A 26,702-nucleotide genomic window follows, 5' to 3' on the forward strand; every position below is an offset into this window, starting at 1 on the left:
CCGGGTGAGTTCGCAGATGACGCAATCATCGATCGTGAAGCGGCTGACCGAACCCCACTCGGGTCCGGTGCCGTTCTCGGTCGAGTTCATGCCGCCCCGAGACGAGCAGGCCGAGGCGCGCCTGTGGCGAACCGTGCGGATTTTCGAGCGAATGAACCCGGCCTTTGTCTCGATGACCTACGGCGCCGGCGGCTCCACCCGTGACCGGACATTGCGCATCACCGGGGAGATCGCGCGCGAGACCACGTTGCTCCCCGTCGCGCACCTGACTGCGGTGGGGCACAGCATCGACGAGCTTCGGGCGATGGCCGGCGGCTACGCCGACCAGGGCATCACCAACATCCTGGCCCTGCGTGGTGATCCGCCGGGTGACCCGCTGGGCGAATGGGTCAAGCATCCCGACGGGCTGGAGTACGCGGAACAACTCGTCCGGCTACTGCAGGATCTCGGCGACTTCAACATCGGGGTGGCCTCGTTCCCGGAAGGGCATCACCGCGCACCCGATCTCGATCACGACACCAAGCACCTGGTGTCGAAACTGCGTGCCGGAGCACAGTATTCGATCACCCAGATGTTCTTCGACGTCGATCACTATCTGCGACTGCGCGACCGCGTCAACGCCGCCGACCCGGAGCAGGGCGCCAAGCCCTTGATCCCGGGGATCATGCCGATCACCTCGCTTGCCTCGGTGCGCCGCATGGTCGAACTATCGGGTTCGGTGCTCCCGCCCGCGGTCGAGAAGCGACTGGCCGAGGCGGCAGGCGACGGGCCCGAGGAGAATCGGGAATCGGTTCGCGCAGTGGGTATCGATCTGGCCACCGAGATGGCGCAGCGCCTGATCGACGAGGGCGCGCCGTGTCTGCACTTCTGCAGCCTGAACTTCGCGAAGGCCACCAGTGAGGTCCTCGAACGCCTCGGGATGAACTCGATCGCTGCCTGAGGCTCGGTCAGAGGGCATCTACTCACCGGTGGTGGCCAACCGATCAGCGTGAGTTACCGCTGCGGTCGGTCCCGCTGTGACCCGTACCGCCGGTGTTCGAGCTTCCGACGGGTTGTTGGGCGGCGTCCTTGGGGCGTTTGTGCGGGGCACCTGGCCGCGGCGATTGGTCGCGGCTGACCCACGCGAGCGCCACCACCACGACGGCAACGGCCAACGCGATGCCGGCCATCAGACCGGTCCAACCGGCGAATGCGGCGGTCCCGGGTTCGTCGTAGCGGGCCTCGGCGGTCATCGGGGTCGCCTTGCCGATCTCCGGCTTCCAGGAGACGGCGTCGTCACCATCCTGCTGGCCGTTGGTGGCACTGATCGGTCCGGCGAACTGGACCGAGAACTCGACGTAGTCGCGTTCGGGCGTCAGCCCTTGCAGATCGGCCGTACCGCGGAAGGTGACCGCTTCACCGCGGCGCTGCGCCTGGAGGTCCAGGGTCACGGGGGCATCCGGGTAGGCGTCGTCGACGAGTTCGCCGAGCTGGGCGAACTGGCCGAGGGTGGCCTCGGTGAATGTTGCCCGGGTGCCGATCAGTCCGTCTCGCTTGAATTCGGTGGCGCTCACCACCGCTTCGAGTGATTGCGGCACCGTTATCTGCGGACCCTTTTCCTGGCCGATGTCCTTCTCGGCGAGCACGATCGCGCCCCACAACCGATCGCCGTATTGGGCGGGCTCGTCAGAACAGGCGGCAAGTGCCGGGCCGAAGAGCAGGGCCAGCACGAGCAACACCGCACTCAGGGGACCGCGACGGCGGTTGGGTCGGATGATCTCAGGCACGGAACTATCGTGCCATTAGCCGGGCCGGTCCGTGAGGAGGGCCGCGCTGATCGTGTCAGTTGATGCCGGAAAGGTGCCGGCGAGACAATGCCAACGCCGCAGGCACCCCCAGGATGCCCATCCCGATCAGCCCGTACGGAACCGCGGCGGGAAGCGCGGGGTCGTCGAGGAACACCAGGAACGCCAGTGCCGAACCGAGCCAGGTCCAGGTGAACCAGCCCACCGGTGCGACCAACGTCATCGGTGTCACCGTGACCGGGTTCGGGTCGATGAGCGAGAGCAAGACGAACATGACACACGCGACACCGGCCCAGCCGATGAAGTTGGTGAGCGGGATCTGATCGATGCCGGGGAGCCCGGCGTCCTCTGTGGACCAGGTCCACAATCCGGCACTGACCATCTGCGGGTCGAGGTACAGATCCCAGCCGACCATCCCGACAGTTGCCACGGCGATCCGGATCGGACGACGGCGACTGACCAGCGAGCTGATCCACCAGATGCTGTAACCGCCTGCGGTCCAGGCCAAGCCGATGATCACCGGGACCTCGGCCACGGACGGCCCGATCCGGTCGGTGGCGTAGGCGTAGGCGCCGAACGGAAAACCGGTGGCGACGCCGACGATTTCGGCGGTCCATCCGACGCCGGCCGTCGCCGCGAAGACCGCGACTGCCCGCAACGGCCCCAGCCGGAACGTGGCATGAGCGAGCATCGCGGCGGCCGCGGCGACAACCACGACCACGGTGGCCCGATCGCGCGCCACCCCGTCGACCAGGGGGTAGACGATCTGCGCGGCGATCGACCCGGCCAGCATGACCGCCGAGGTCCACAGCAAGACCTGACGTCGGGGGACCACCGGCGCGGCCCTCACCCCCATCGGCCGCGGGTGATCTTGGCCAACGGAGATCTCCGGTCGGACAAGATCGCGGTCGCCGCGATCCGACCGCTGGCACCGCTGACACCACCGCCCGGGTGGGTCGAGGCCCCGGCGAGCACCAGGCCGGGGGCACCGGGAACCCGGTGCCGGGCCAATTCGGGGTGGGGGCGCCACAACAGCATCTGATCCAGCGACATCTCCACATGCATGATGTTGCCACCGGTCATCCCGAGCTCGGATTCCAGATCGGCGGGCGTCTGGACGTAAGTGTGCTCGATCGAGTCGGCGAAACCCGGTGCGTGCCGGTCCAACTCGTTGATGATCTCCCGGCCGGCGGTGGCAGCGAGGTCTGCCCAGCTCCGCCCGCCGGAGAGCTTGTACGGATGCCATTGGGCCCACAGACTCGTCTGATGCCGGTCGGGTGGTGCCAGGGTCGGATCGATCGCGGAGAAACTCATCGCGATCAGTGCCGGGCGCCGCGGCAGATCGCCGGCGGTGGCATCGGCGTACGCACGGGCCAGATGTCCGCGATCGGTCACCAGCAGACCCAGCCCGCCATGCACCGAGGTGTCGGCGGGTAGTCCGGGATACTGCGGCAGCGCGGTGCCCCCGAGACGGACTGCCATGCCTATGCCGCCACCGATCCGGATCTGTGAGCGCCACCGATCAGCGGTCGTGCGGTCGAATCCACCGGCCTGCAACAGGTCCAGGGTGGTGAGGATGTGACAGGCACTGACCACCGATCGGGCCCGATGCGAGCCTCCATCGGCGGTACGAACCCGCCAGCCGTCGCCCTGCTTCTCGATGGCGGTCACGGCGGCCGACAGTTCGAGTTCGCCGCCGTCGGCGTGAAGTTTGCGGATGAGGGCTTCGGCGAGCGCGCCGCTGCCGCCGACAGCCCGGCCTGGGGGAATGGTGTGCATCGCCGCGGCAAAGCCGACCATGGGTGCGGTTCCGGGTTCGTTCATCGGCGGACCGGACTGCGCTCCGAACCAGGCCAGCGCCGCCTTGAGGTGTTCGGATTCGAACCAGTTGTCCAAGAGTGCATTACCGGACATCAGGAACTCTTGCGACAGACCGAGCCCGGCGGCGGAGCCGTTTCCGGGGATGCGCGCGGGCAGACCCCAGAACGCCTTGCCGAGAGCGAGCGGGGATGGGGAAGAGGTGAACGCCGACATCATCGCCGCCGACCGGCGCGCCCAGACGTCGACGAAGCCACGGTAGGCGTGCGCATCGGCGGGACCGCAGGCCGCCTCGATCGACGCGATCGTCTTCTCGAGGTCGTGGTGGAAAATGATCGGGGGAGCATCGTCGGTCGCCGGGCAGAACGCCCACGGGTCGCAGTCGATATATCGCAGTCCGTGATCGGCCAGTGCGAGCTCTTCGAGGATCGGGGTGTGCCGGATCATCAGGTGCGCCGACGACCCACGGTCGACGCGATAGCCCGGGAACCGTTCGACGCTGGACACGGCACCGCCGGCGACACTGTCGCGTTCGAGCACTTTGACCTGTTGACCGGCGGCGGCCAGATAGGCGGCGGCCACGAGGCCGTTGTGTCCGGCCCCGATGACGATGGTGTCGATTGTGGTCCTGACGTCGATCATGTGGTCCTAACGCAATGGGAGTGCGCGGCCGAGGACAGCAAACGGCCTGGGATCACCGGCAAAGGTGAAGCCGCGCAGCACGTCGGCAAAACCCAGCCTGCGGTACAGGCGCCAGGCACGGTTGTTCTCCTCGTCTACCTCGGGGGTCGAGAGCAGCACCTGTGGTTCGGAGCGATCGACCAGCAGGCGTTGTAACAAGTGTTCGCCGATCTGCCTGCCCTGCGCGGACGGATGCACGTGGAGTTCGGTCAGTTCGAAGTAGTTGTCGGTCAGGGCGCTGACGCGCTCACGGCTGCATCCGGCGCGGACCAGACCGCTGCGCACCTGCTGGTTCCACCATTGATCGTGCGCGCCGCTGTATCCATATGCGATCCCGACCAGGGTTTCCCGTCCGGTTGCCGGGCCAGGTGAGTCGATCGCGGCAACGGCTTTCCATCCGGGGCGCCGGATGTGGTCGTGCCACAGGGGAGCCCGTTGCACTTCGGTGCCCGGCGGGTAGTTCATAGCGGTGACGTACACGCTCAACGCCTCGGGCAGCCAGATCTGTGCATCGTGGGCCGAGAGGTCGGCGATCCGGATGGGCACAGAAGTTTCCGCCTTTTTTGCTTGAGGGTTGTCGGTGTCGTTAGGTATATTGAAACTGTCGAACGGGTGTTCGAGGCTTCAACCTCCGCAAAGGCGCAAGCCGCATCGTTTACCCGCTTTACGACGTGGAGCGGCTCGGTGGCCGACGAGGGAAGCGTAGGCCACCGGGCCGACCCCGCATAGACACAGACAGTTCGGCGAAGGAGGACCGAGATGGCGACGACGGCACAAACCCCTGCGCGTGTCTCCCGGAATGGCGTGGCGGCTTCGACCGCGCGGGTCACCCGACTGCCCGAACCAACCCAGATCATCGCCTCCCGCGAGATGTTGGAACGAGCGGAGTCGCGTCTGCGTGAATCGGATGTCGTCACCGATTCCGCCGAGGCGTTCAGCGCGCTGTACCAATCGGCGTTGCGCGCGGCAGGCGCTGTCCTGGCCGTCGCCGAGCACCCCACGCGCCGACGCGGGTCGCGCAGTGCGTGGGCGCGACTGCCGCAGGCGATGCCCGAGCTCTCCGAGTGGGCAACGTACTTCGCCGGGCTCTCTCGCCTGCGCGCCGACACGGAGGCCGGGATCCGGTCGGTGACCGACGAGCAGATCGCCGAGTTACGACCGAACGTGGACAAGTTTTTGCACGTGGTCGAGATGGAAATCCTGCGACTCGAGCGGGGCAAACCGTCGAATATGCCTGCCGGTGCGGCCTGAAGGCTACGAAATTACTGCTAACGGACCAAAATTGACCAACTTGTGGCGGGGAATGGTGGTTCGAACTTCCAACACCTCGTATCATCGGAGGTGGGTCCACCGCAGTGGGTCCGGGCAACCGGAATTGTCTCCTCTGGATGCTCTACCGAAACCATGTGCTGAAGGAGGGGGCGGGTGCCACTCTCAGAGCACGAGCAGCGCATGCTCGAACAGATCGAAAACGCTCTGTACGCCGAAGACCCCAAGTTTGCGTCGAACGTACGGTCGCGTCGCTTTCGCGGCTCCACTGCGCGCCGTCGACTGCAAGCTGCCGTGCTGTTCCTCGTCGGACTTGTTCTCCTTGTCGGGGGAGTTGTCATCGAGGTGCAGGTCGGCGGATTCCCCATTGTCAGCCTCATCGGCTTCTTGGTGATGTTCGGCGCCGGGCTGATGGCGTTGTGGGGATCTCGTAGCGGACCGACTCCCGGAGGTTCTTCGGGGTCGTCGTCGCGCGGCGGTTCGTCGGGCCGCGAGCAGCGGCAAGGACGAAAGTTTTCCGAGCGTATGGAAGAGCGGTTCAACCGCCGCTTCGAGCAGGAGTAGACGCCTCCAAGCGCGTTTGATTGTAAAAGGCCGTGCATCGCATCGCGATGCACGGCCTTTTTGTGTTTTTCAGGGCATCTCGCCCCACTTTCCACCCGAATCCCCACTTTCTCCCACGCCTGAGGTTCTGCCGGCAAAACGGGGCTGAAGTGCCCCCTGGGACTCCAAAATCTGGTCCGAAAGGTTCCGGGACACCCCGGATCAGGTTTTGTCCCCCACCTGGTGATGCGGCGTCTACCTGCAATGTTGACGGCGAAATGCCCATTTTTGGGCTGCATGGGGTGGAAAGTGGTGGATTGTGGGGTACAGTGGTGATCGTTGGTGGAAGAGAACCGGATCTTTCCATCAACCTTGGGGTTGGAGGTGACGACACATGGCCAGCGCTATGTTCTTCGGCACTTACACACCCAAGTTGGACGACAAGGGGCGGCTCACGCTGCCCGCAAAGTTCCGAGACGCACTTGCAGGAGGGGTGATGATCACAAAAGGTCAGGACCGCAGCCTCGCAGTGCACATGCGGGATGACTTCTATGAGTTGGCTCAACGAGTGATGAGCTCGCCCAAGAACGATCCTGCTGCCCGGGCTTTTCAGCGTCAACTGAGCTCGGGAACCGATGAACAGCGGCCAGACGGACAGGGACGCATAACACTGTCCCCGGATCACCGTCGTTATGCCGGGCTGGCCAAAGAATGTGTGGTCATCGGAAACATGAGCCACTTGGAGATCTGGGACGCGCAGACATGGCGCGATTACCAGGATGAGCACGAGGAGAACTTCTCGAGCGTGGGCTTCGACGTCCTGGACACGGCCTGAGGCCAAGGACCACAAGACCACGTGGGTGAATCGAGGCCTTTGCCCGATCCGACCCTGACGCACTTCCCCAGCGCCAGGTTCGACAGCCCGCCCCTGACGCACTTCCCCAGCGCCAGGTGCGGAGATCGGGCAGGGACCAGGATCCACCCACACACCTGCCGGCCAATTGGCGCACCCGGACCGCACGAGAGGTAGCACAGTGGATCTCGCCGATGGCCCCTTCGGGCACGTCCCGGTCATGGCCGAGCGGATGATCGAATTGCTCGCACCTTCGATCACGCGGCGACATCCCGACGGCACCGACGCGATCTATGTCGACGGCACTCTCGGCGCAGGCGGCCATACCGAACTCATCGCCCAGAGATTCCCTGGCGTTTCGATCATCGGGATCGACCGTGACATCAACGCTTTGAATCTCGCGCGCGAACGACTCTCGCCCTTCGGCGATCGGATCACTTTTGTCCACACGCGGTATGACGCGGTGGACGAGGCCTTGGAGCAGGCCGGTGTGACGAAGATCGACGCCGCACTCTACGACCTCGGCGTCTCGTCGATGCAACTCGATCAGCCCGACCGCGGGTTCGCCTACGCGGTTGACTCTCCGCTGGACATGCGGATGAATGCAGACGACCCACTGACCGCGGCCGATGTCCTCAACACCTACGGGCACGGCGAATTGGCCCGTGTCCTTTCGGAATACGGTGACGAGAGGTTTGCGGGCAAGATTGCCTCCGCGGTTCTGCGTGAACGGGAGATCGAACCCTTCACCACCAGCGGCCGACTGGTGGAGTTGTTGTATCGGACCATTCCGGCAGCCACCCGACGTACCGGTGGTCATCCGGCCAAGCGCACATTCCAGGCGTTGCGGATCGAAGTCAATGGGGAGCTGACCTCGTTGAAGGCTGCTCTACCCGCAGCACTTTCGGCTTTGGCGGTCGGTGGGCGCCTGGCGGTCATGTCTTACCAATCGCTGGAGGACCGGATCGTCAAACGCGAGTTCGTCGAGCGGACCAAATCGAGGACACCACCCGGACTCCCTGTCGATCTTCCTGGAACCGCACCGGATTTCGTGCTGGTGACCAGGGGAGCGGAACAGGCTTCGGACGAAGAGATCGAGCGCAACCCGAGGTCCGCATCCGTGCGGGTGCGGGTCATCGAACGGATAGCGGGGGGGAAGAAGTGACGGTAACCGACGACAATCTCGCCTCTGCACGGCGCCGCGATGCCGGTGAACAGCGTGCCAGGCACTCGGGTGCGAACCGGCAGCGTTCGGCCGCGGCGGAGAAGGCGCTCGAGCGTCGTCGCAAACGCCTTGGTGCCGGGGCGGTTTCGTCGACATCACGTCACTGGCAGCGTCCCGAGAGCCAGGCCGCGCCGGTGGAGAAGCCGGCAATGTGGGGCCGCATGCGAAGTGCGCCGGTCCAGGCGATGCGCCGCGTCCCGTTCGCCGTAGTCGTTGTCGGGATGCTGTTGGCCGGATTGGCGCTGACACTGTGGCTTTCGACCAAGTCGGCTCAGGACTCGTATCAACTCGGTGTGGAACGTGCGTACAACGAACAGCTGTCCGACCGCCGGGACGCCCTCAAGAAGGCGTACGAGTCGGGTGACTCTGCGCCTGAATTGTCCGAAAAGGCCGGTGAATTGGGCATGATCCCGGCCACCGATGTGCCGCGGATGGTCATCAGTCCCGATGGGCGTGAAACCGTTGTCGGCGAGATCAAGCCCGCTGAAGGTGACAAAGCGCCGTCGATGAACAACGGTCGGAAAACGGCCGCGCCCAAGCCGGCAGAAACTCCGGTTGTCAATCCGACAGCACCAGGGGCTCAGGGGATTCCGATTCAGGGGACCCCGGTCACCCCGGGTGGCAACGCCGCCAATCCTCTGCCGACGGCCCCGACCTCTCCGGCGGCCCCGACGGCCCCGACAGTGAATAGCCCGGCCGAGTCCCCGACTGCGCCGGCATACTCAAATGTTCTTCCAACCAATGGCGGCGCGCCGGGCGCAAATTCGGGCGAAGTCGGTTAGCGCAGCAGAGAATTGACAACCATGAAGGTCTCATTTGCGATGGTGTTCACGGCGAAGGGATCTGCTGACGATCGGTGCTGCCGATGATGCGGCCGAGGAGTACGGGCGACCGTCGTACCCGGCAGCGATCAGTGGGCCGGGAGCGGGTTGGCCCGTCGCGGCGTCCGCGGGGACGCCAGGGAACGGGGCCTGCCGGATACCGCGACAGCGACCATCCCGACAACGCGCCCCGGACGGCCGCCGGCCGTACCAATTTCCCGGCTGGTGGTTCGCACCACGGGAGCGACGACATGATCCAGGCCAGTCGGCAATTCTTGCGGCGCCACCGGGTGGCAACGGCTTTGATCCTGGTCGTGGTCCTGGTGGTCACGGTGAAGATGACGATGTTGCAGGTCGTCGACGGCCCGTCACTGTCCGCCGAGGCGGCAAGCCAGCGTGCGGTGACCGAGGTGCTGCCCGCGAAACGTGGTGCCATCGAGGACCGCAAGGGCAAGGCCATCGCCTACACCGATGACGCTCGCGCACTGACCTTCCAGCCGGTCAAGGTTCGCAAAGAGATCGAAGAGGCGCATCAGAAGAATCCGTCGCTACCGGACCTCGACACCCGGATCGGTGAGATCGCGCGCGGAATCCGAGAGGAGCTCGGCAACGAGTTCGACGAGTCCTCGCTTCGTGAACTGCTGCGTAGCGACGAGACCTTCGTGTACCTGGCGCGGGCGATCAGTCCGGAGTCGGCCAACAAGATCATCGATGAGTTCCCCGAGGTCGGTTCGGAGCGACAGGACGTGCGGCTGTACCCCGGTGGCGAGTTGGCGGCGAACATCGTCGGTGACGTCGACTTCGACGGAAACGGATTGATCGGCCTGGAATCCTCGATGGATTCAGTACTTTCAGGTGCTGACGGGTCGCGCACCTACGACCGTGGCTCCGACGGTGCTGTCATCCCTGGCAGCCCTCGCAACCTGCATCCGGCCGTCAACGGTGCCACCGTGGAACTGACCATCGACTCCGACATCCAGTGGTACGTCCAGAACCAGGTGCAGCTGGCCAAGGACCGCTCGGGCGCGGTGAACGCGTCGGCCGTGGTCATGGATGTCAAGACCGGCGAAGTGTTGGCGATGGCCAACGACGGCACGTTCAATCCCGCCAAACCCCTTGACGAGCAGGGGGATGCGCAGCTCGGTGACCTCCCGGTCACCTCGCCGTTCGAGCCCGGTTCGGTCAACAAGCTCGTCACCGCTGCGGCCGCCATCGAATACGGTGTCACCACGCCGGACGAGGTGCACCAGGTGCCGGGAACGATCACCATGTCCGATGCCACCGTGAAAGATGCCTGGGCGCATGACGTTGCGCCGTATACGACCACGGGCATCTTCGGTAAGTCCTCCAACGTCGGAACTCTGATGCTCGCCGAGAAGGTGGGCGAGGACCGATTTGCCGACATGCTCAAGCGTTTCGGCCTCGGCCAGAGCACCGATGTGGGTCTGCCCGGCGAGAGTGGCGGCGTGGTCCCGGCCCGCACGCAGTGGTCGGGTGGCACCTTTGCCAACCTTCCGATCGGCCAGGGCCTGACGATGACGCTGCTGCAGATGACGGCCATGTACCAGGCGGTTGCCAATGACGGAGTGCGGATCCCGCCGCGGATCATCAAGGCGATCAACGGTGAGGGTCAGCCCGGTGCCACCGAGCCGCCGGCAGGGATTCGGGTGGTGAGCCCCGCGACCGCCAAGTCGGTTCGTGACATGTTCCGTTCGGTGGTCCAGAGCGATCCGATGGGTGTGCAGAACGGCACCGGTGTGAAAGCAGACGTCCCCGGATACCAGATCAGCGGTAAGACCGGCACCGCGCAGCAGGTGGATCCGAAGTGTGGTTGCTATTCCAATGAGGCGTACAACATCACGTTCGCCGGAATCGCGCCCGCTGACAACCCGCGATACGTGATCGGCATCATGCTGGACAACCCGAAACGAAGCAGTGACGGCACCGGTGGACAGAGCGCTGCGCCACTGTTCCAGACCATCGCATCCTGGATGCTGCAGCGTGAACAGATACCACTGTCATCGGGCCCGACGCCTCCACTGGTCTTGCAAGCCGGGTGACCCCGCGGCGGTATGTTGAGAAAATGTCTGCTCCCGATAGTTCGGTGCTGCGCCCTGCCCTGGTCACCCCGACCCCGGTGGAGGATCTCGCAGCGACCGGCAACGCACAGATTGATCTGATCGGCGCGGCAACAGCACAGAGCGCTGTGCGCGGTGTGACCCTTCGGGCCCAGGATGTTCGCCCAGGAGATCTGTTCGCGGCGCTACCGGGCACCCATTTCCACGGTGCGCAATTCGCCGCGGATGCACTGGCTGCCGGTGCGACGGCGGTACTGACCGATCCCGCCGGACGCGACATCGTGGCCGCTCTCGATGGAGCCCACGACTGCGCGATTCTGGTTCATCCGCAGCCGCGGCAGATCCTCGGCGACCTCAGCTCCCAGATATACGGTCACCCGTCCCGGCGCCTGACGCTGATCGGTATCACCGGAACCTCGGGCAAGACCACCACGAGCTACCTGACCGAGGCGGCGCTGATGGCGGACGGGCACTCGGTGGGACTGATCGGCACCGTCGAGACCCGGATCGCCGGGATTCGGCAGCCCAGTGCACTGACCACGCCCGAGGCCCCGCAGTTGCAGGGTTTGTTGGCCGCGATGCTCGAGCAGGGTGTGGATTCGGTGGTGATGGAGGTCTCCAGTCACGCCTTGTATCTGGGTCGTGTCGACGGCAGTCGGTTCGCGCTGGGGGCTTTCACCAATCTCTCGCAGGACCATCTCGACTTCCATCCGACCATGCGCGACTACTTCAACACCAAAGCGCTGCTGTTCCAGCCGGATTCGCCGGTTCACGCCGAGGCGTCGGTGATCTGTGTCGACGATGACTGGGGACGCGAGATGTTGCAGATCGCCGGCCCGGGCGCGATCAGTGTGTCGACGTCGGGGTCAGGGGAGGGTGTCGACTGGCATGCCGGACCATCCGAGGTGGCCGCCGACGGTGCACAGCACGTCACGGTGACCGGGCCCGACGGCCGGTCGCACGAGATGGTTGTCCCGATGCCCGGCAGATACAACGTCGCCAATGCGCTGACCGCTGTTGCGCTCGCGGCCGGTGCCGGTGTTCCGGTGCCGACGGCGATCGCATCGATCGGTGGTGTCGCGGTACCCGGACGAGTCGAGCGCATCGTCCGCGGGCAGCCGTTCCTGGCCGTGGTCGACTACGCCCACAAACCCGCCGCGCTCGAGGCCGTCATCGACACGCTGCGAGGCCAGAGCAAGGGTCGGATCGCCGTTGTCGTGGGAGCCGGTGGCGACCGCGATACCGGAAAACGTCCGATCATGGGTGAGGCGGCCGCGCGCGGCGCCGAGTTCGTTGTCGTCACCGACGACAATCCGCGATCCGAAGTACCCGCCGAGATCCGGGCGCAGGTGGTCGCCGGAGCCGCGGCCGTACCGCTTGCCGAGCGCCCCTCGGGCGCTGAGCCGGTCCGGGAAGTCGGCGACCGGGCCGAGGCGATCGGGGCCGCGGTCCGCTGGGCGCGGCCCGGTGACGTGGTGCTGGTGGCAGGCAAAGGACACGAGGCAGGTCAAGAGATCCGCGGCGTCAAGCATCCCTTCGACGATCGGGTCGTCCTGGCCCAGGCCATCGATGAGCTTGGAACGCAACAGAATACAACCGACACGGAGTCATCACAGTGAGCAATACCGATAGCGGCCCGGCCGAGCAGGTGGACCGGGTCGACACCAGGGCGGTACGTGCCGCCCTGCGCGACCTGGCCGATGCCGTGCACGCCGCGCCGGAGCGGCGCAGTTGGGCGGTGCTCGGTGAGATGGACCTCCCACCGGATCTCGATGCCGATGATCGGCTTGCGATGACGCGCTGGGTGGTCGCGCACGACGAACTCGGCCGGCTGGCCGTGCGCCTGGACATCGGTCAGGTCATCTGTGTGGGTACCTCTCGAGCCGTCCACGGACTTCATCAGGGTGCGGTCATGGAGGGTTCGTGGGGTTCGGAGGCGGTCCTGGTGTCCACTCCACAGAAGGCTGCGGAGATACTGGACGCGCAACTCGGCGAGCACGATGTGGTGCTGGTGATGGGTGGGCGCGAACTCGGCCTTACCGAATTCCTGGACGGCCACGGCGGCCGCCCGACTCCGAGTGGCGATCCTGCGTGAACGTCTTCGATCACAGCTTTGATACTCGACAGATAGGGATGTTCAGGTGAGGCAGATCCTGATTGCGGGCGTGATCTCGCTGGCGGTGGCGATCTTGCTGACCCCGGTGCTGATCAAGGTCTTTTCGCGTCAAGGCTTCGGTCAGGAGATCAGGGTCGAGGGGCCCGCAAGCCACCAGACCAAGCGCGGCACCCCGTCGATGGGCGGCGTGGCGATCGTGGCCGCACTGTGGGCGGGCTATTGGGGATCGCATCTGTTCGGGTACATCACGGACGGCAGCGGTCCGACCGCCTCGGGCATCCTGGTGCTGTCGCTGGCGACCACGTTGGCGCTCGTCGGCTTCCTCGACGACTTCATCAAGATCCGCAAGCAGCGCAACCTCGGACTGAACAAGACCGCGAAGTCGGTGGGTCAGCTCATCGCCGCATTGCTGTTCGGTGTGCTGGCGCTGCAGTTCCGCAACGAAGCCGGTTACCAGCCGGCCAGCCCCAAGTTGTCGTACGTCCGTGAGATCGACGCCATCGCCATGGGTTCGGTGGTCTTCATCATCTTCGTGTGGCTGGTGGTGTCGGCGTGGTCCAACGCGGTCAACTTCACCGACGGACTGGACGGCCTCGCCGCGGGTTCGATGGCGATGGTGCTCGGTTCCTACGTGCTGATCACGTTCTGGCAGTACCGCAATGCCTGTGTCGGTGGGCCCAAAGCTGCCGAGCCCGGTTGCTACACCGTGCGTGACCCGCTCGATCTGGCGTTGATCGCGGTGGCCGGCGGTGGCGCCTGCCTGGGATTCCTGTGGTGGAATGCCGCCCCGGCCAAGATATTCATGGGCGACACCGGTTCTCTGGCGCTCGGTGGGTTGCTCGCCGGCCTGTCGATCACCACCAGCACCGAACTCCTCGCTGTCGTCGTCGGCGCGCTGTTCGTCGCTGAGATCATCTCGGTGGTCATCCAGATCGCGGTCTTCCGGACCACCGGCAGGCGGGTGTTCCGGATGGCGCCGTTCCATCACCACTTCGAACTGTCCGGGTGGGCCGAAACCACGGTGATCATCAGGTTCTGGCTGCTGACCGCCATCGCGTGCGCCCTGGGGTTGTCGCTGTTCTACAGCGAGTTCCTCAGTTCAAGTGGGGGATAGGCGATGACGGTGCAGGCACCGTGGGGTGAGCGGGTTCTGGTCGCGGGCGCCGGTATTGCCGGAGCGTCCGCCGCGCGGTTCTTGCTGAACCATGATGTGGCGGTCACCGTCTGCGACAACCGACCTGCCGCGCTCGAACCGCTGGTCGCCGCCGGTGCTGCGGCGGTGTCCCCGGATACGCTGACCGCCACCTCGGACTGGACCGCCGACTTCGACCTCGTCGTCGCATCGCCGGGCTTCCGCCCCGACAACCCACTGGTGGTTGCGGCCGCGGCCGCGGGGCTACCGGTGTGGGGCGAGGTGGAATTGGCCTGGCAGGTGGACCGATCCGGCGTCACGGGCCCGCCTCGTCAATGGCTGGTGGTCACCGGTACCAACGGCAAGACCACCACCACCGGGATGATCGAGTCGATCCTGTCCGCTGCCGGCGCCTCGGTCATGGCCTGCGGCAACATCGGCCTGCCGGTGCTCGACGCTTTGGTCGCAGAGCCCCGCGTCGAGCAGCTCGCGGTGGAACTGTCGTCGTTTCAACTCTTCTGGGCACCGTCGGTACGTCCGACCGCGGGTGTGGTGCTCAACATCGCCGAAGACCACCTCGACTGGCATGGCTCGATGGATGCCTACGTCGAGGCCAAGGCCATCGCCCTGTCGGGACCGGTTGCGGTTGTCGGCCGCGACGACCCGGTGGCAGGCAACCTCACCGGCTCGGATCCGGAGGGCCGCACACTCGGATTCCGGCTCGGGGTCCCGGAGCCGGATGAACTCGGTGTCCTCGACGGCCGACTGGTCGACAGGGTCGACTGGGACGCGAGTGGCGATTCTCAGCCGATCCCGTTGACCGATGTCGTTGCCCTGATCGACGCCGACCAGGTGCGGCCGCAAGGTCCGTCCGGCGTCCTCGATGCGCTGGCGGCGGCGGCGCTGTGCCGGGCGGTCGGGGTGAGCCCGCAAGCCGTCGCCGAAGGGCTCGAAGCGTTCACCGTAGCCGGACACCGCAGTGCGCCGGTCGCCATCGTCGGCACAACCACCTTCATCGACGACTCGAAGGCGACGAACCCCCACGCCGCGCAGGCCTCGATCCTGGGACATCGCCGAGTGATCTGGATTGCCGGGGGATTGCTCAAGGGTGCTTCGGTCGACGAACTCATCATCGCCGTCCGCGATCGGCTCGCCGGGGTGGTGATCATCGGAGCCGATCGCGACATCATCAGAGATGCAATGGCACGACACGCCCCTTTGGTCCCAACAGTCACACGAGTAACAGGGGAAGATGAGTCGGTGAACATCGCCCCGGCTTCTGTAGATCCGGTCTCCGCCGACGCGGTCATGGACAGCGCGGTGCGGGCTGCCTGGGGCCTCTGCGCAGCCGACCCGGACACCCCTGATGCAGTGGTGTTGGCCCCGGCGGCGGCATCGCTCGACATGTTCTCCGGTTACGGAGCCCGCGGCGACAGCTTCGCCGCGAGTGCCCGCGCTCTCCCGGGCGCGCAGGTGCTGGGGGAATCCTGATGCGAAAGAACCGGATCAACGCGGACTCTGACGATATTGATTCGGATATCGACTCCGAGCCGGAAACAAGCCTGGGCGGCGTGGACCTCGAGGACGATGGGGATCTGGAAGGCGTCGACATCGGTGGCGGCTCCGACGACAAGGCAGAGCCCGCCGGTTCGACCGCGGCAGGCACTCGCGGCACCTCCAAGTCCACGCCGGATCGCCGGGTCATCTCCCTCGGCGAGGGGATCGGTTCGATTCTCACCAGGGTCGCCGGTGTCCTGAGCCGGCCCCTGGCGTCGTTTCATCTCGTGGTGACCCTGACCGTCCTGCTGACCGCCTTCGGGTTGGTGATGGTGCTGTCGGCATCGTCAGTGGAGGGTTATTCAAAAACCGGTTCGTCATACGGCATGTTCACCACGCAGTTGGTGTTCGCCGCGATGGGCGTGGTGCTGTTCTACTTCGCCGTACGGATGCCGGTGCGGATCATGCGACGGCTGGCCGCCCCGGCGATCATCATCACCACGATCATGCTGATGCTGGTCCTGGTGCCCGGCATCGGAACCCTGAGTCAGGGTGCCCGACGGTGGTTCGTCATCGGCGGACTCTCGGTACAGCCCTCAGAGCTGGCCAAGGTTGCACTCTGTGTCTGGGGTGCCCATCTGCTCGCTTCCCGTCGCCGGGACAACGCGCAACTGCGTGAGTTGCTCATCCCGCTGATCCCGGTCGCGATCCTGATCTGTGGCCTGATCATCCTCGAACCGAACCTGAGTACCACCATCACGATCGCGATCATCATTGGCGCACTGCTGTGGTTTGCAGGTTTGCCGATGAAGGTCTTCGGCTTCTTCGCGCTCACCGGTGTGGCGCTGGCCGCCGTGCTCGCCATGTCGGCCGGCTATCGCAGCGCGCGGGTGCTCAGCTTCCTGGGTCAGGACAACGATCCGCAGGGTGCGGGTTATCAGGCCAGGCAGGCCCGGTATGCCCTGGCCAATGGTGGTCCGTTCGGTGAGGGGCTCGGGCAGAGCCGGGCGAAGTGGAACTACCTGCCCAACGCCCACAACGACTTCATCTTCGCGATCATCGGCGAAGAACTCGGACTCGTCGGTGGCGTCCTCGTGCTGTTGCTGTTCGGTCTGTTCGCCTTTGTCGGCCTGCGGATCGCGGTTCGCTCGGTGGACCCGTTCCTGCGACTGCTCACCGCGACCATCACGATCCTGGTGACCGCGCAGGCACTGATCAACATCAGCTACGTCGTGGGTCTGCTCCCGGTGACGGGTATCCAGCTGCCGTTGCTGTCGGCCGGTGGCACCTCGACGCTGACCACACTGATCATGTTCGGGTTGCTGGCGAACGCGGCACGGCACGAACCGGAAGCGGTCGCGGCACTGGCATCGGGTGGAGACGGCAGGTTCGGCCGAATGCTCCGGCTGCCCAATCCGGTTCCGTACGCTCAGACCCGTGCCGAGGTTCTGCGCGACCGCCTGGATCGGCGACGGGTGCAGCGCGCACCGAGTCCGGTGGGACGCGCGCGCCGCGCTGCGGCCACTGAACCAGCGCGGCGACCGGCCCAGAAACGACAGCCTCCACGCAGCCATCCAGCGCGTGAGGACACCAGGCGCGTGCGGGTTCAGCGACCCCAGGATTGGGGTTATGACGGCACTGCGAGCCCGCCGCAGCGCCGGTCGCAGTCACTGCGTAACAATGACAGTTATGCCCATGATCGTCAGCCGCGAGATATCCGTCGCGGCAGCAATACCTCTGCCCGTCCGGCCTACGGCGACGACCGCCGATACCGCGATCCGCGACCGAGGCGGTGAGCGAACCGCCGGATGGAAATCTGGACGGGGCGCAGGCGGATGGGGCATGAAGCCATGAGTGAATCGACCCGGCCGCTGTCGGTTGTGGTGGCAGGTGGCGGTACAGCCGGTCATATCGAACCGGCGATGGCCGTCGCGGATGCGTTGATCGAGATCGATCCGACGATCAAGGTCACCGCGCTGGGTACAGCGCGGGGACTCGAGACGACCTTGGTGCCCGAGCGCGGCTATCGCCTCGAGCTCATCCCGCCGGTACCGTTGCCCCGCAAACCCAATGCGGATCTGGCCAAACTTCCACTGCGGCTACCCAAGTCGGTTGCAGCCACGCGTCGGATCCTCGATGAGGTGGGCGCCGACGTGGTCATCGGCTTCGGTGGATACGTCGCGTTGCCCGCGTATCTGGCGGCCCGCCTGCGGAGCCGTTCGGGTGCACGGATCCCAGTGGTCATCCATGAGGCCAACGCGCGCGCCGGTGTGGCGAACAAGGTGGGCGCGCGGCTGGCCCAGCGCGTGCTGGCCGCGGTTCCCGGATCGGGCTTGGCGGCCGACGTTGTCGGAATCCCCGTGCGCGCAGCAATATCCGATCTCGATCGTGGTGCGTTGCGTGCCGAGGCCCGGGCCTTCTTCGGGCTCGATCCCGATGCGCCGACCCTGCTGGTCTTCGGTGGATCACAAGGTGCGCAGAGTCTCAACACCGCTGTCCGTGGCGCGGCACAGACATTGGCGGACAACGGAATCGGTGTTCTGCACGCTTACGGGAAGAAGAACACCCTAGAGCCGTTCGACGCGACACCGCCGTATGTCGGCCTGCCTTACATCTCGCGGATGGACCTCGCATACGCGGCAGCGGATCTGGCCATCTGCCGGTCCGGCGCGATGACCGTCGCCGAGGTCTCGGCAACCGGTCTGCCCGCGGTGTATGTCCCGCTTCCGCATGGCAATGGTGAGCAACGTCTGAACGCGGCTCCACTGGTCGAGGCCGGCGGTGGGCTGATGGTCGACGATGCCGATCTGACGCCGGACTATGTGGCGCAAACCCTTCCGCCGTTGTTGACCGATCCCGAGCGGTTGTCGGCCATGGCCGCTGCGGCCGCCGGATCGGGTGCCAGGGGTGCCGCGCAGGCTGTTGCCGCCGCCGGCATCGAACTCGCGCAAGCCCGGCGTGCGGCGGCGAGCCGATGAACGAGCCGATCGCCGGAGATATGAAACAACCATTGCCTGCACAACTTTCGCGCGTGCACATGGTCGGGATCGGTGGCGCGGGCATGTCCGGGCTGGCACGGATTCTGCTGGCGCGTGGCGGTCAGGTCTCTGGAAGCGACGCGAAGGAATCGCGGGGTGTGGTCGATCTACGCACCCGTGGTGCCCAGATCCACATCGGACATGACAGTTCCGCACTCGACATGCTCGACGGCGGTCCGACGGTGGTGGTGACCACGCTGGCCGCCATCCCCAAGGACAACCCCGAACTGGTGGCCGCACGCGAGCGCGGGATTCCCATTCTGCTGCGGCCCGGAGTGCTGGCGACGCTGATGGAAGGGCATCGCAATCTGCTGATCGCGGGCACCCACGGCAAGACGTCCACCACCTCGATGACGGTGGTCGCGCTGCAGCACTGTGGTCTCAATCCGTCGTTTGCCATCGGTGGACAGCTGAACGAATCCGGAACCAACGCCCACCACGGCTCGGGCGAGCTGTTCGTGGCCGAGGCCGACGAGAGCGACGGATCGCTCCTGGAATACACGCCGGACGTGGCCGTGGTGACCAATGTCGAGTCCGATCATCTCGACTTCTTCGGGACCGTAGAGGCCTATGTGAGGGTGTTCGACGACTTCGCCGACCGCATCGTCGACGGCGGGACCCTCGTGGTCTGCCTGGACGATCCGGGTTCGGCGGCGTTCGCGGGCCGGGTGAACGAACGGTTGGTCGCGCGGGGGATATCGGTCCGCGGCTACGGCGAAGGGGTGCATCGCGATCTGGCTCCGGGTGTTCCGCTCGCTGCCGAGCTGTTGGCCTGGCAGAGCCGCGCCGGTGGGGGTATCGCGCAGGTTCGATTCACCGACCGCGACGGGGTGGTCGTCGAACACGAGATGAATCTGCCGGTCCCCGGTAAACACATGGCGCTCAACGCGATGGCCGCGGTACTTGCCGGAGAGTCTGCCGGGGCGCCGATCTCCGATGTGATCAGAGGCGTCGAGGGTTTCACCGGTGTGCACCGCCGATTCCAGCTGCGCGGTGCGGTCGGCGGAATCCGGGTGTTCGACGACTATGCACATCACCCCACCGAGGTACGGGCGGTGCTGACCGCGGCGCGCGACATGGTGGACGTCGACGGTGGCCGTGTGGTGGCCATCTTCCAGCCCCATCTGTACTCACGCACACAAACATTCGCGACCGAGTTCGCCGGCGCACTCGACCTCGCCGATCAGGTCATCGTGCTCGATGTCTACGGAGCCCGTGAGCAACCGATCCCGGGCATCAGTGGCGTGACGATCGCCGAACGGATCGGCAAACCCGTTGCGTTCCAGCCAAATGTCTCGGCGCTCCCGCGTCAGGTGGTCGAACTGGCCCAGCCGCAGGACGTGATCCTCACCATCGGTGCCGGTGACGTGACCATGCAGGCAGGGGAGATCGTCAAAGCGTTGCGCGATGCCGGTCGGGTGAATCAGGACGACCGGATCCCGCGGGGCGAACAATGAGCGGGCGTGGTCGGCCCGGCCGCGATGAGAAGTCGCGGCGTACCGGCGGCGCGAGGGACGTCGGTTCAGATGAGCTCGGTCCGGGCGGCCGCGACCCAGGGGAGATCGACCCAGCAGACATCGACGCGGAAGTCCCTGGCCCACATGATTTCGTCGGGGACGAGTACGGCCAAGAACAGTTCGACCCAGAACAGTTCGACCCAGAACAGTTCGACCCAGACGAGTTCGGTGACGACGTGGACGCCGACGACATCGAAACCGGCGGCGACGTCGACGACTCCGGCAGATCGGACGATTCGGACGGCAGGGGAACGTCGGCGAGGGATCGCGGCGGACGGTTCGGCCGAGGCAGGTTCAGTTGGCTGAGTCGCAAGAACAGTGGTCGCAAAAGCCGTGGTCGCACAAGCAATGGTCGTAGTCGCGCCCGGCCGGCGATCAGCGGCATGCGCGTGCTGGTCGGCACCATCGGTGTCATAGCGGCGGTCATCGCACTGTTCCTGGTTGCGTACTTCACGCCGCTGATGTCGGTGCGGAGCGTCGACGTGACGGGCAATTCCGCGGTGCCGATGGAGGAGATCACCTCCGCGGCAGCAATTCCCGCGGGCGAGCCGCTTCTTCAGGTTGATGCTGCGGCCGCGGCCCGGCGGGTATCGATGATGCCGCGGATCGCCTCGGTCCGGGTCAAGCGTGAGTACCCCTCGACCATCAGTATCTCCGTGGTCGAACGTGTCGCCGTCGTCTTCACCGAACGTGACGGACAGAAGTACTTGATGGACAAGCTGGGATTCGAGTTCGCGCAACAGGATCCGCCGCCCGGGCTGGCCCAGCTGCGTACCCGGAATCCGGGTTCGGGTGACGCCTCGACACGGGCCGCGTTGACGATGATGGCGCAGGTTCCCCCATATGTGTCGGAACAAATCGCCGCGATCGAGGTCAGTTCTCCGGTCAATATCGTGTTGGTACTCAAGGACAACCGCACCGTGGTGTGGGGAGACGACAGTCGAAACGCCGAGAAAGCGGAGACCCTGCGCCATGTGCTGACGCAACCGGGAACCGAATACAATGTGTCCAGCCCGTCGAATCCGACGTTCAAATAGCCGATTTGGTGCAATTCGCACAGTTCTTTCCCGACACGCCGCGCCGGTTGCTGGCTCCGGTGTCCGAAGGTGCCTAGCGTTTCCATCAGCACACGACTACTTGACATAACTCTAAGCCTATGGTTTAGGTTGAGGGTTTTCGCGAAGCGGCCGTGCCGTAGAACCAAACTGGTTCGAACAGACCAAAAGGAAGGCGAGCGCCATGACGCCCCCGCACAACTACCTTGCCGTGATCAAGGTCGTCGGTATTGGCGGCGGCGGAGTAAATGCCGTCAACCGCATGATCGAACAGGGACTCAAAGGTGTTGAGTTCATTGCCATCAACACCGATGCCCAGGCCCTGCTGATGAGTGATGCCGACGTCAAACTCGACGTCGGTCGCGACTCCACCCGTGGTCTCGGCGCCGGCGCCGACCCCGAGGTCGGTCGCCGCGCCGCCGAAGACGCGAAAGACGAGATCGAGGAGCTCATCAAGGGCGCCGACATGGTCTTCGTCACCGCCGGAGAGGGTGGTGGCACCGGAACCGGTGGCGCACCTGTCGTCGCGAGCATTGCGCGCAAGCTCGGTGCGCTGACCGTCGGTGTGGTCACCCGTCCGTTCTCGTTCGAAGGCAAGCGCCGCGGAGGGCAGGCCGAGGTCGGCATCACCGCCCTGCGCGAGTCGTGCGACACCCTCATCGTCATCCCCAACGACCGGCTGCTGCAGATGGGCGATGCCGCCGTCAGTTTGATGGATGCGTTCCGCAGTGCCGACGAGGTGCTCCTGAACGGTGTTCAGGGCATCACCGACCTGATCACCACACCCGGACTGATCAACGTCGACTTCGCCGACGTCAAGGGTGTGATGAGCAATGCCGGTAGCGCGTTGATGGGTATCGGTTCCTCGCGTGGCGAGAATCGTGCCACCAAGGCCGCCGAGTCGGCGATCAACTCGCCACTGCTCGAGGCCTCGATGGAGGGCGCGCACGGTGTGCTCATCTCCATCGCCGGTGGCAGCGATCTCGGTCTGTTCGAGATCAACGAGGCGGCCACTCTGGTGCAGGAAGCTGCCCACATCGACGCCAACATCATCTTCGGCACCGTGATCGACGACAACCTCGGCGACGAGGTGCGCGTCACGGTCATCGCAGCCGGCTTCGACAGTGGATCACCGGCCCGTAAGCCGGTCGAGTCCGCGGCAACGGTCGCCGCTCGCAGCGCCTCGGTGGGATCCGGACGCTCGGGTGTCGTGTCCAAGGGCAGCGACTCCGAACGCCGCGACTCGCTGTTCGCGCAGGCTCCTGCCGGAGACCCCTTCGCCGATGATCGCCAGGGACGCCAGACCTCGCGTCCGGCCCACGGTATGGACGAGGCCGACGATGAGGTGGACGTTCCCCCGTTCATGAAGCGCTGAGCGTGGCAGTGGGTTTTCGCGTCAGGCGGGTGACCACCTCGCGGGCAGGCGGCTTTTCGACCGGCCCTTATGCTTCGTTCAATCTCGGTGATCATGTCGGTGACGATCCGGAGGCGGTCTCACGCAACCGGATCCGACTCGGTGACGAGATCGGCGTCGGTGCCTCCCGGGTGGTCTGGATGGAACAGATCCACGGCCGCAACGTGGTCACCGTCGACGGTCCACTGTCCGAGCCGGTACCTGCCACCGACGCGTTGGTCACCACGACCAAGGATCTCGCGTTGGCCGTGCTCTCGGCCGACTGCGTTCCGTTGCTGCTCAGTGATGAGACGGCGGGTGTGATCGCGGCGGTCCATGCCGGACGGGTCGGCGCGCGGATCGGGATCGTTCCGCGGGTGCTCGCCGAGATGGAAGCCGCAGGCGCGGTGGTGAGCAGGATCGGTGCATTCATGGGACCGGCCGCCAGTGGTCGGCAGTACGAGGTACCCGCGCACATGCAGGCCGATGTCGAGGCGCACCTGCCCGGCAGCGCCACCACGACGCTCAAGGGCACTCCCGGGCTCGATCTTCGGGCCGGGATCCGCCGCCAGCTGTTGGAGGCCGGGGTCAATGCGGTCGCGCAGGATCCTCGGTGCACGATCGAAGACCAGGCCCTGTTCAGTCACCGGCGCAGCGCGCCGACGGGACGGATCGCTTCTGTCATCTGGATGGACAGCGGTGCCTGAGGGCTCTGACCGGACATCCGAGCGCGGAGAAGAACTCGCCGCGAATCTTGCACGTGTCCGCAGTCGTGTCGACGCGGCTTGTCTCGCGGCGGATCGCTCACCGGCAGAGGTGCAGTTGCTGCCCGTGACCAAGTTCTTTCCCGCGCAGGACGTGCTTCTGCTGGTTGCCGCAGGCGCCACCGAGTTCGGTGAGTCGCGTGAACCTGAGGCAGGGGAGAAGGCCGCGCAGGTTCGGGCCTCGACCGGGCGCGACGATCTGCGGTTCCACATGATCGGTCAGTTGCAGCGCAACAAGGCGAAGTCGGTGGCCCGCTGGGCCGATCGAGTGCATTCGGTCGACAGTCTCAAACTCGCCCAGGCACTCGACCGTGCCGTGGGAACTGCCCGGGAGGACGGCGCGCGCGCCGGAGCCCTGGAGGTCCTCATCCAGATCGGCCTCGATGACGACGAGGCCAAGGGACGCGGAGGGGTATCGGCAGACGAACTGCCGGGCCTGGCCGACGCCATCGCCGAATCAGTGAATCTCGACTTGTGCGGGCTGATGGTGATCGCTCCGCTCGGTGGTTCGGCGGAACAGTGGCTGGAGCAGGCGGCGCGCATCCACCAGGGATTTGTCACGCAATACCCGGCGGCAACCGAATTGTCGGCAGGTATGTCAGACGATCTCGAGGTCGCTGTCAAGTACGGATCGACATGCGTGCGTGTCGGTACCGCAATCATGGGCCAACGGCCAGTAATCTCGCCCTAACAGTTAGTCACACGAGTAACACGAGCAACATGGCTAACAAAGATTGTCGAGTACAAGCTGCGACTGAAAGAGGAAATGCGATGAGCACCATCCACAAGTTCAAGGCGTACTTCGGCATGGTCCCGCCCGGAGACTACGAAGACGACTACTTGGAGGATCCGGCCCCCGCCCGGGCTCGCCGGTATGAGCGCGACTACCGCGATGGTGACTACCGCGAGCCGTTCTACGGTGACGAAGCCGGTGCCGCCCGTCCGTATCGTGACGAGGTCGATGACCGTGACTACCGCGAGGCCGAGTTCGCAGGCGCCGAATACGAGCGCGCTCCGGAGTACGCCTACGCCGGTGCTCGTCGCCCCCAGTTCGAATCGGCCGATCGCTACGCCGCCGCACCGGCGCCTGCCCGGCCTTCGGCCCGTCTCGAGCCGCTCGGCAGCACCCGGCCTGCGGCCACGCGTACCACCACCGTCGGTGGCGGCACGAGCACTCGTGGTGCACTCGCTCTCGATTCCCGCGCCGAGTTGGACCGCGTCTTCGAGGAAGACAATCCACTCGGCAAGATCACCACGTTGCGGCCGAGCAGCTACGCCGAGGCGCGCACCATCGGTGAGCGTTTCCGCGACGGCAGCCCGGTCATCATGGACCTCGTCGACATGAGCAACGCCGACGCCAAGCGCCTGGTCGATTTTGCGGCCGGACTTGCGTTCGCTCTGCACGGATCGTTCGACAAGGTCGCGACCAAGGTCTTCCTGCTGGCTCCCGCCGACATCGACGTCTCGGCCGAGGATCGCCGCAAGATCGCCGAGACCGGCTTCTACAACCACCAGTAGGACACCGGCAACAGGCCGCCAGTGCTGCGGTTTTCCCAAACCGTCGCGAATTCGGGCAGAGTTATGGCGTGACGATCGCGCGAGAGATTATTTACTACGTCCTCTTCATCTACTGGCTGCTGCTCCTGGGCCGGCTGGTGATCGAATTGGTCCGTACATTTGCCAGGGAATGGCGCCCGACCGGCGCCTCGGTTGTGGTCATCGAGGGTGTCTTCACATCCACCGATCCGCCGATCAAGACGTTGCGGCGCATCCTTCCGCCCATCCCGCTCGGTCCGGTCCGTCTGGACCTGTCCCTGATGATCACGATGATCCTGGTGTTGATAGCGATGACCGTGGTTGCCGGATAGTTCGGCCCGCCCGGATTCTTTTGCCCGAACACTCGTATCCACCGCCGAATTCGCGGGGGATCTGCGGTGCGTGGGCGGCGCAGACACTCTGAGACACTCCGCGTGAACAGGGCGATGACGCTCCGGATCACCTCGACTGGCGTGGGACGCACTAGTATCGAGTAGGTTGATAACAAACGGGTCACGGATTCACGGCGCGCCGTTCTAAATGGTGCGTTTTGACCGCTGTTTGATTTCGACATGGCATCCATAGGGTGCAACGAACGGTTCTAGTGTGACAGGATGGACGCCAGTTACAGCCTGTGTGCATATCGTGAATAATATGAAGGACGCTCACGGTTTGGCGGACACGCTGAGCCAGCATCTGCCCGATAAGTAGAAGACCGAAGTTCGACACAAGGTATAAGGGGACCGACCAATGCGGCTGACACCAGCTGATGTGCACAACGTCGCGTTCAGCAAACCGCCGATCGGCAAACGCGGCTACAACGAGGACGAGGTAGATCAGTTCCTCGACTTCGTCGAAGCCGAGCTGGCGCGTTTGATCGAAGAGAACACTGACCTGAAACAGCGGGTTGAAGAGCTCGAGGGCGAGGTCACTGCGGCCAAGAACGCGCCGGCACCGACTCCAGAACCTGCCACGCAGGCGTTTGCGGCAGCACAACCGGCGGCTCCGGCCCCCGAGGCAGCGCCGCCCGCGGCACCGCAGAACGACGACCAGAGCGTCCGGGCCGCCCGAGTGCTGGGTCTGGCTCAGGAGACCGCCGATCGACTCACCAACAATGCTCGTAGTGAGTCCGAGTCGATGGTGGCCGACGCCCGCGCCCGCGCAGATGCGCTGGTCGGCGATGCCCGATCGAAGTCCGAGGCGATGCTGAGCGACGCGCGTCAGCGCTCCGAGGCCATCCTCGCCGATTCGCAGACCCGCGCCGAGACGCAGACGCGTCAGGCTCAGGAGAAGGCAGCTGCCCTGCAGGCGGATGCCGAGCGCAAGCACACCGAGATCATGGGCACCATCAACCAGCAGCGCACGGTGCTGGAAGGCCGGATCGAGCAGCTCAAGACCTTTGAGCGCGAGTACCGGACCCGGCTCAAGACCTACCTGGAGTCGCAGCTCGAAGAGCTGCAGCAACGGGGCAGTGCGGCACCGGTCGACAATGCACGCGGTGGTGATGCGTTCTCGTCCGATCCGGGCAATGGCGGCTTCACCAACACGGGCGGATTCTCCAAGCCGAGTAACTGACGCGACC

The 26,702-nt window shown here is 65.3% G+C and carries 25 protein-coding genes; 21 read left to right on the forward strand and 4 right to left on the reverse strand.

Annotated elements, in window-relative coordinates:
- Positions 1-16: 16 nt before the first annotated feature.
- Positions 17-940, forward strand: a complete 924-nt coding sequence (locus AC1D75_RS12680) for a methylenetetrahydrofolate reductase (RefSeq protein ID WP_495516067.1) — start codon at positions 17-19, stop codon at positions 938-940.
- 43 nt (positions 941-983) lie between these two features.
- Here AC1D75_RS12680 and AC1D75_RS12685 read toward each other — a convergent pair whose 3' ends face one another.
- The 4 genes from AC1D75_RS12685 to AC1D75_RS12700 are packed head-to-tail and all read right to left on the reverse strand — an operon-like array spanning position 984 to position 4,829.
- Positions 984-1,766, reverse strand: coding sequence for an LppM family (lipo)protein (locus tag AC1D75_RS12685; RefSeq protein WP_495515549.1), 783 nt, complete (start codon positions 1,764-1,766; stop codon positions 984-986).
- 55 nt (positions 1,767-1,821) lie between these two features.
- Positions 1,822-2,640 carry a carotenoid biosynthesis protein gene (locus AC1D75_RS12690; RefSeq protein ID WP_495515550.1) on the reverse strand — a complete coding sequence of 273 codons (819 nt, stop codon included), beginning with the start codon at positions 2,638-2,640 and terminating at the stop codon, positions 1,822-1,824.
- Positions 2,631-4,244 carry a phytoene desaturase family protein gene (locus AC1D75_RS12695; RefSeq protein WP_495515551.1) on the reverse strand — a complete coding sequence of 538 codons (1,614 nt, stop codon included), beginning with the start codon at positions 4,242-4,244 and terminating at the stop codon, positions 2,631-2,633. The genes AC1D75_RS12690 and AC1D75_RS12695 overlap by 10 nt, the downstream gene beginning before the upstream one ends.
- 6 nt (positions 4,245-4,250) lie before the next feature.
- Positions 4,251-4,829, reverse strand: coding sequence for a GNAT family N-acetyltransferase (locus tag AC1D75_RS12700; RefSeq protein WP_495515552.1), 579 nt, complete (start codon positions 4,827-4,829; stop codon positions 4,251-4,253).
- 213 nt (positions 4,830-5,042) lie between these two features.
- On the opposite strand from AC1D75_RS12700, the gene AC1D75_RS12705 reads away from it, so the two are divergent.
- From AC1D75_RS12705 to wag31, 20 genes are all read left to right on the forward strand, one after another.
- The gene (locus AC1D75_RS12705; protein WP_495515553.1) at positions 5,043-5,534 is read left to right on the forward strand and encodes an SAV_6107 family HEPN domain-containing protein; all 492 of its coding nucleotides are present in this window, start codon (positions 5,043-5,045) and stop codon (positions 5,532-5,534) included.
- A 174-nt stretch (positions 5,535-5,708) separates the two neighbouring features.
- Complete coding sequence (locus AC1D75_RS12710) at positions 5,709-6,116, forward strand: SCO2097 family morphological protein (protein ID WP_495515554.1); 408 nt, start codon at positions 5,709-5,711, stop codon at positions 6,114-6,116.
- A 385-nt stretch (positions 6,117-6,501) separates the two neighbouring features.
- Positions 6,502-6,930, forward strand: a complete 429-nt coding sequence (gene mraZ / locus AC1D75_RS12715) for a division/cell wall cluster transcriptional repressor MraZ (protein WP_495516068.1) — start codon at positions 6,502-6,504, stop codon at positions 6,928-6,930.
- Between the two features lie 238 nt (positions 6,931-7,168).
- Positions 7,169-8,113, forward strand: coding sequence for a 16S rRNA (cytosine(1402)-N(4))-methyltransferase RsmH (gene rsmH / locus AC1D75_RS12720; RefSeq protein WP_495516069.1), 945 nt, complete (start codon positions 7,169-7,171; stop codon positions 8,111-8,113).
- On the forward strand, positions 8,110-8,955 hold the full coding sequence (gene ftsL, locus AC1D75_RS12725) for a cell division protein FtsL (protein ID WP_495515555.1): 846 nt from the start codon (positions 8,110-8,112) through the stop codon (positions 8,953-8,955). The genes rsmH and ftsL overlap by 4 nt, the downstream gene beginning before the upstream one ends.
- A gap of 86 nt (positions 8,956-9,041) precedes the next feature.
- Positions 9,042-11,054 (forward strand): peptidoglycan D,D-transpeptidase FtsI family protein, encoded by a 2,013-nt coding sequence (locus AC1D75_RS12730; RefSeq protein ID WP_495516070.1) that lies wholly within the window; start codon positions 9,042-9,044, stop codon positions 11,052-11,054.
- A 23-nt stretch (positions 11,055-11,077) separates the two neighbouring features.
- Positions 11,078-12,691, forward strand: a complete 1,614-nt coding sequence (locus AC1D75_RS12735) for a UDP-N-acetylmuramoyl-L-alanyl-D-glutamate--2,6-diaminopimelate ligase (protein ID WP_495515556.1) — start codon at positions 11,078-11,080, stop codon at positions 12,689-12,691.
- On the forward strand, positions 12,688-13,167 hold the full coding sequence (locus AC1D75_RS12740; RefSeq protein WP_495515557.1) for a UDP-N-acetylmuramoyl-tripeptide--D-alanyl-D-alanine ligase: 480 nt from the start codon (positions 12,688-12,690) through the stop codon (positions 13,165-13,167). Before AC1D75_RS12735 ends, AC1D75_RS12740 begins: the two co-directional genes overlap by 4 nt.
- A gap of 46 nt (positions 13,168-13,213) precedes the next feature.
- Entirely contained in the window at positions 13,214-14,302 is a 1,089-nt protein-coding gene (gene mraY, locus AC1D75_RS12745) for a phospho-N-acetylmuramoyl-pentapeptide-transferase (protein WP_495515558.1), read from the forward strand.
- A 3-nt stretch (positions 14,303-14,305) separates the two neighbouring features.
- Complete coding sequence (gene murD / locus AC1D75_RS12750) at positions 14,306-15,811, forward strand: UDP-N-acetylmuramoyl-L-alanine--D-glutamate ligase (RefSeq protein WP_495515559.1); 1,506 nt, start codon at positions 14,306-14,308, stop codon at positions 15,809-15,811.
- Positions 15,811-17,613, forward strand: coding sequence for a putative lipid II flippase FtsW (gene ftsW / locus AC1D75_RS12755; RefSeq protein ID WP_495515560.1), 1,803 nt, complete (start codon positions 15,811-15,813; stop codon positions 17,611-17,613). The genes murD and ftsW overlap by 1 nt, the downstream gene beginning before the upstream one ends.
- Positions 17,614-17,667: 54 nt before the next feature.
- A complete protein-coding gene (gene murG / locus AC1D75_RS12760) occupies positions 17,668-18,795 on the forward strand; it encodes an undecaprenyldiphospho-muramoylpentapeptide beta-N-acetylglucosaminyltransferase (protein ID WP_495515561.1) in 1,128 nt (375 codons plus the stop codon).
- A complete protein-coding gene (murC, locus tag AC1D75_RS12765) occupies positions 18,792-20,312 on the forward strand; it encodes a UDP-N-acetylmuramate--L-alanine ligase (protein ID WP_495515562.1) in 1,521 nt (506 codons plus the stop codon). Before murG ends, murC begins: the two co-directional genes overlap by 4 nt.
- Entirely contained in the window at positions 20,309-21,409 is a 1,101-nt protein-coding gene (locus tag AC1D75_RS12770; RefSeq protein WP_495515563.1) for a cell division protein FtsQ/DivIB, read from the forward strand. Before murC ends, AC1D75_RS12770 begins: the two co-directional genes overlap by 4 nt.
- Positions 21,410-21,611: 202 nt before the next feature.
- Positions 21,612-22,802: a cell division protein FtsZ gene (gene ftsZ, locus AC1D75_RS12775; protein WP_482142070.1), complete on the forward strand. Its 1,191-nt coding sequence runs from the start codon at positions 21,612-21,614 to the stop codon at positions 22,800-22,802.
- A gap of 8 nt (positions 22,803-22,810) precedes the next feature.
- Positions 22,811-23,527: a peptidoglycan editing factor PgeF gene (gene pgeF / locus AC1D75_RS12780; RefSeq protein ID WP_495516071.1), complete on the forward strand. Its 717-nt coding sequence runs from the start codon at positions 22,811-22,813 to the stop codon at positions 23,525-23,527.
- Positions 23,520-24,275, forward strand: coding sequence for a YggS family pyridoxal phosphate-dependent enzyme (locus tag AC1D75_RS12785; RefSeq protein ID WP_495515564.1), 756 nt, complete (start codon positions 23,520-23,522; stop codon positions 24,273-24,275). The genes pgeF and AC1D75_RS12785 overlap by 8 nt, the downstream gene beginning before the upstream one ends.
- 80 nt (positions 24,276-24,355) lie before the next feature.
- Complete coding sequence (locus AC1D75_RS12790) at positions 24,356-25,102, forward strand: cell division protein SepF (protein WP_495515565.1); 747 nt, start codon at positions 24,356-24,358, stop codon at positions 25,100-25,102.
- 68 nt (positions 25,103-25,170) lie between these two features.
- Positions 25,171-25,452 (forward strand): YggT family protein, encoded by a 282-nt coding sequence (locus tag AC1D75_RS12795; protein ID WP_482142073.1) that lies wholly within the window; start codon positions 25,171-25,173, stop codon positions 25,450-25,452.
- Between the two features lie 418 nt (positions 25,453-25,870).
- Entirely contained in the window at positions 25,871-26,695 is an 825-nt protein-coding gene (gene wag31, locus AC1D75_RS12800) for a DivIVA-like cell division protein Wag31 (RefSeq protein ID WP_495515566.1), read from the forward strand.
- The last annotated feature ends 7 nt before the right edge of the window (positions 26,696-26,702 follow it).

The organism is Williamsia sp. Y712, assembly GCF_059445525.1.

Bases quoted from the DNA above. Each gene is read 5' to 3' on its own strand.
- AC1D75_RS12680 (WP_495516067.1), top strand. From the start codon at position 17: ATGACGCAATCATCGATCGTGAAGCGGCTGACCGAACCCCACTCGGGT.
- AC1D75_RS12690 (WP_495515550.1), bottom strand. From the start codon at position 2,640: ATGGGGGTGAGGGCCGCGCCGGTGGTCCCCCGACGTCAGGTCTTGCTG.
- AC1D75_RS12695 (WP_495515551.1), bottom strand. From the start codon at position 4,244: ATGATCGACGTCAGGACCACAATCGACACCATCGTCATCGGGGCCGGA.
- AC1D75_RS12705 (WP_495515553.1), top strand. From the start codon at position 5,043: ATGGCGACGACGGCACAAACCCCTGCGCGTGTCTCCCGGAATGGCGTG.
- mraZ (WP_495516068.1), top strand. From the start codon at position 6,502: ATGTTCTTCGGCACTTACACACCCAAGTTGGACGACAAGGGGCGGCTC.
- rsmH (WP_495516069.1), top strand. From the start codon at position 7,169: ATGGCCGAGCGGATGATCGAATTGCTCGCACCTTCGATCACGCGGCGA.
- AC1D75_RS12730 (WP_495516070.1), top strand. From the start codon at position 9,042: ATGCGGCCGAGGAGTACGGGCGACCGTCGTACCCGGCAGCGATCAGTG.
- AC1D75_RS12735 (WP_495515556.1), top strand. From the start codon at position 11,078: ATGTCTGCTCCCGATAGTTCGGTGCTGCGCCCTGCCCTGGTCACCCCG.
- murD (WP_495515559.1), top strand. From the start codon at position 14,306: ATGACGGTGCAGGCACCGTGGGGTGAGCGGGTTCTGGTCGCGGGCGCC.
- ftsW (WP_495515560.1), top strand. From the start codon at position 15,811: ATGCGAAAGAACCGGATCAACGCGGACTCTGACGATATTGATTCGGAT.
- murG (WP_495515561.1), top strand. From the start codon at position 17,668: ATGAGTGAATCGACCCGGCCGCTGTCGGTTGTGGTGGCAGGTGGCGGT.
- murC (WP_495515562.1), top strand. From the start codon at position 18,792: ATGAACGAGCCGATCGCCGGAGATATGAAACAACCATTGCCTGCACAA.
- AC1D75_RS12770 (WP_495515563.1), top strand. From the start codon at position 20,309: ATGAGCGGGCGTGGTCGGCCCGGCCGCGATGAGAAGTCGCGGCGTACC.
- ftsZ (WP_482142070.1), top strand. From the start codon at position 21,612: ATGACGCCCCCGCACAACTACCTTGCCGTGATCAAGGTCGTCGGTATT.
- AC1D75_RS12790 (WP_495515565.1), top strand. From the start codon at position 24,356: ATGAGCACCATCCACAAGTTCAAGGCGTACTTCGGCATGGTCCCGCCC.
- wag31 (WP_495515566.1), top strand. From the start codon at position 25,871: ATGCGGCTGACACCAGCTGATGTGCACAACGTCGCGTTCAGCAAACCG.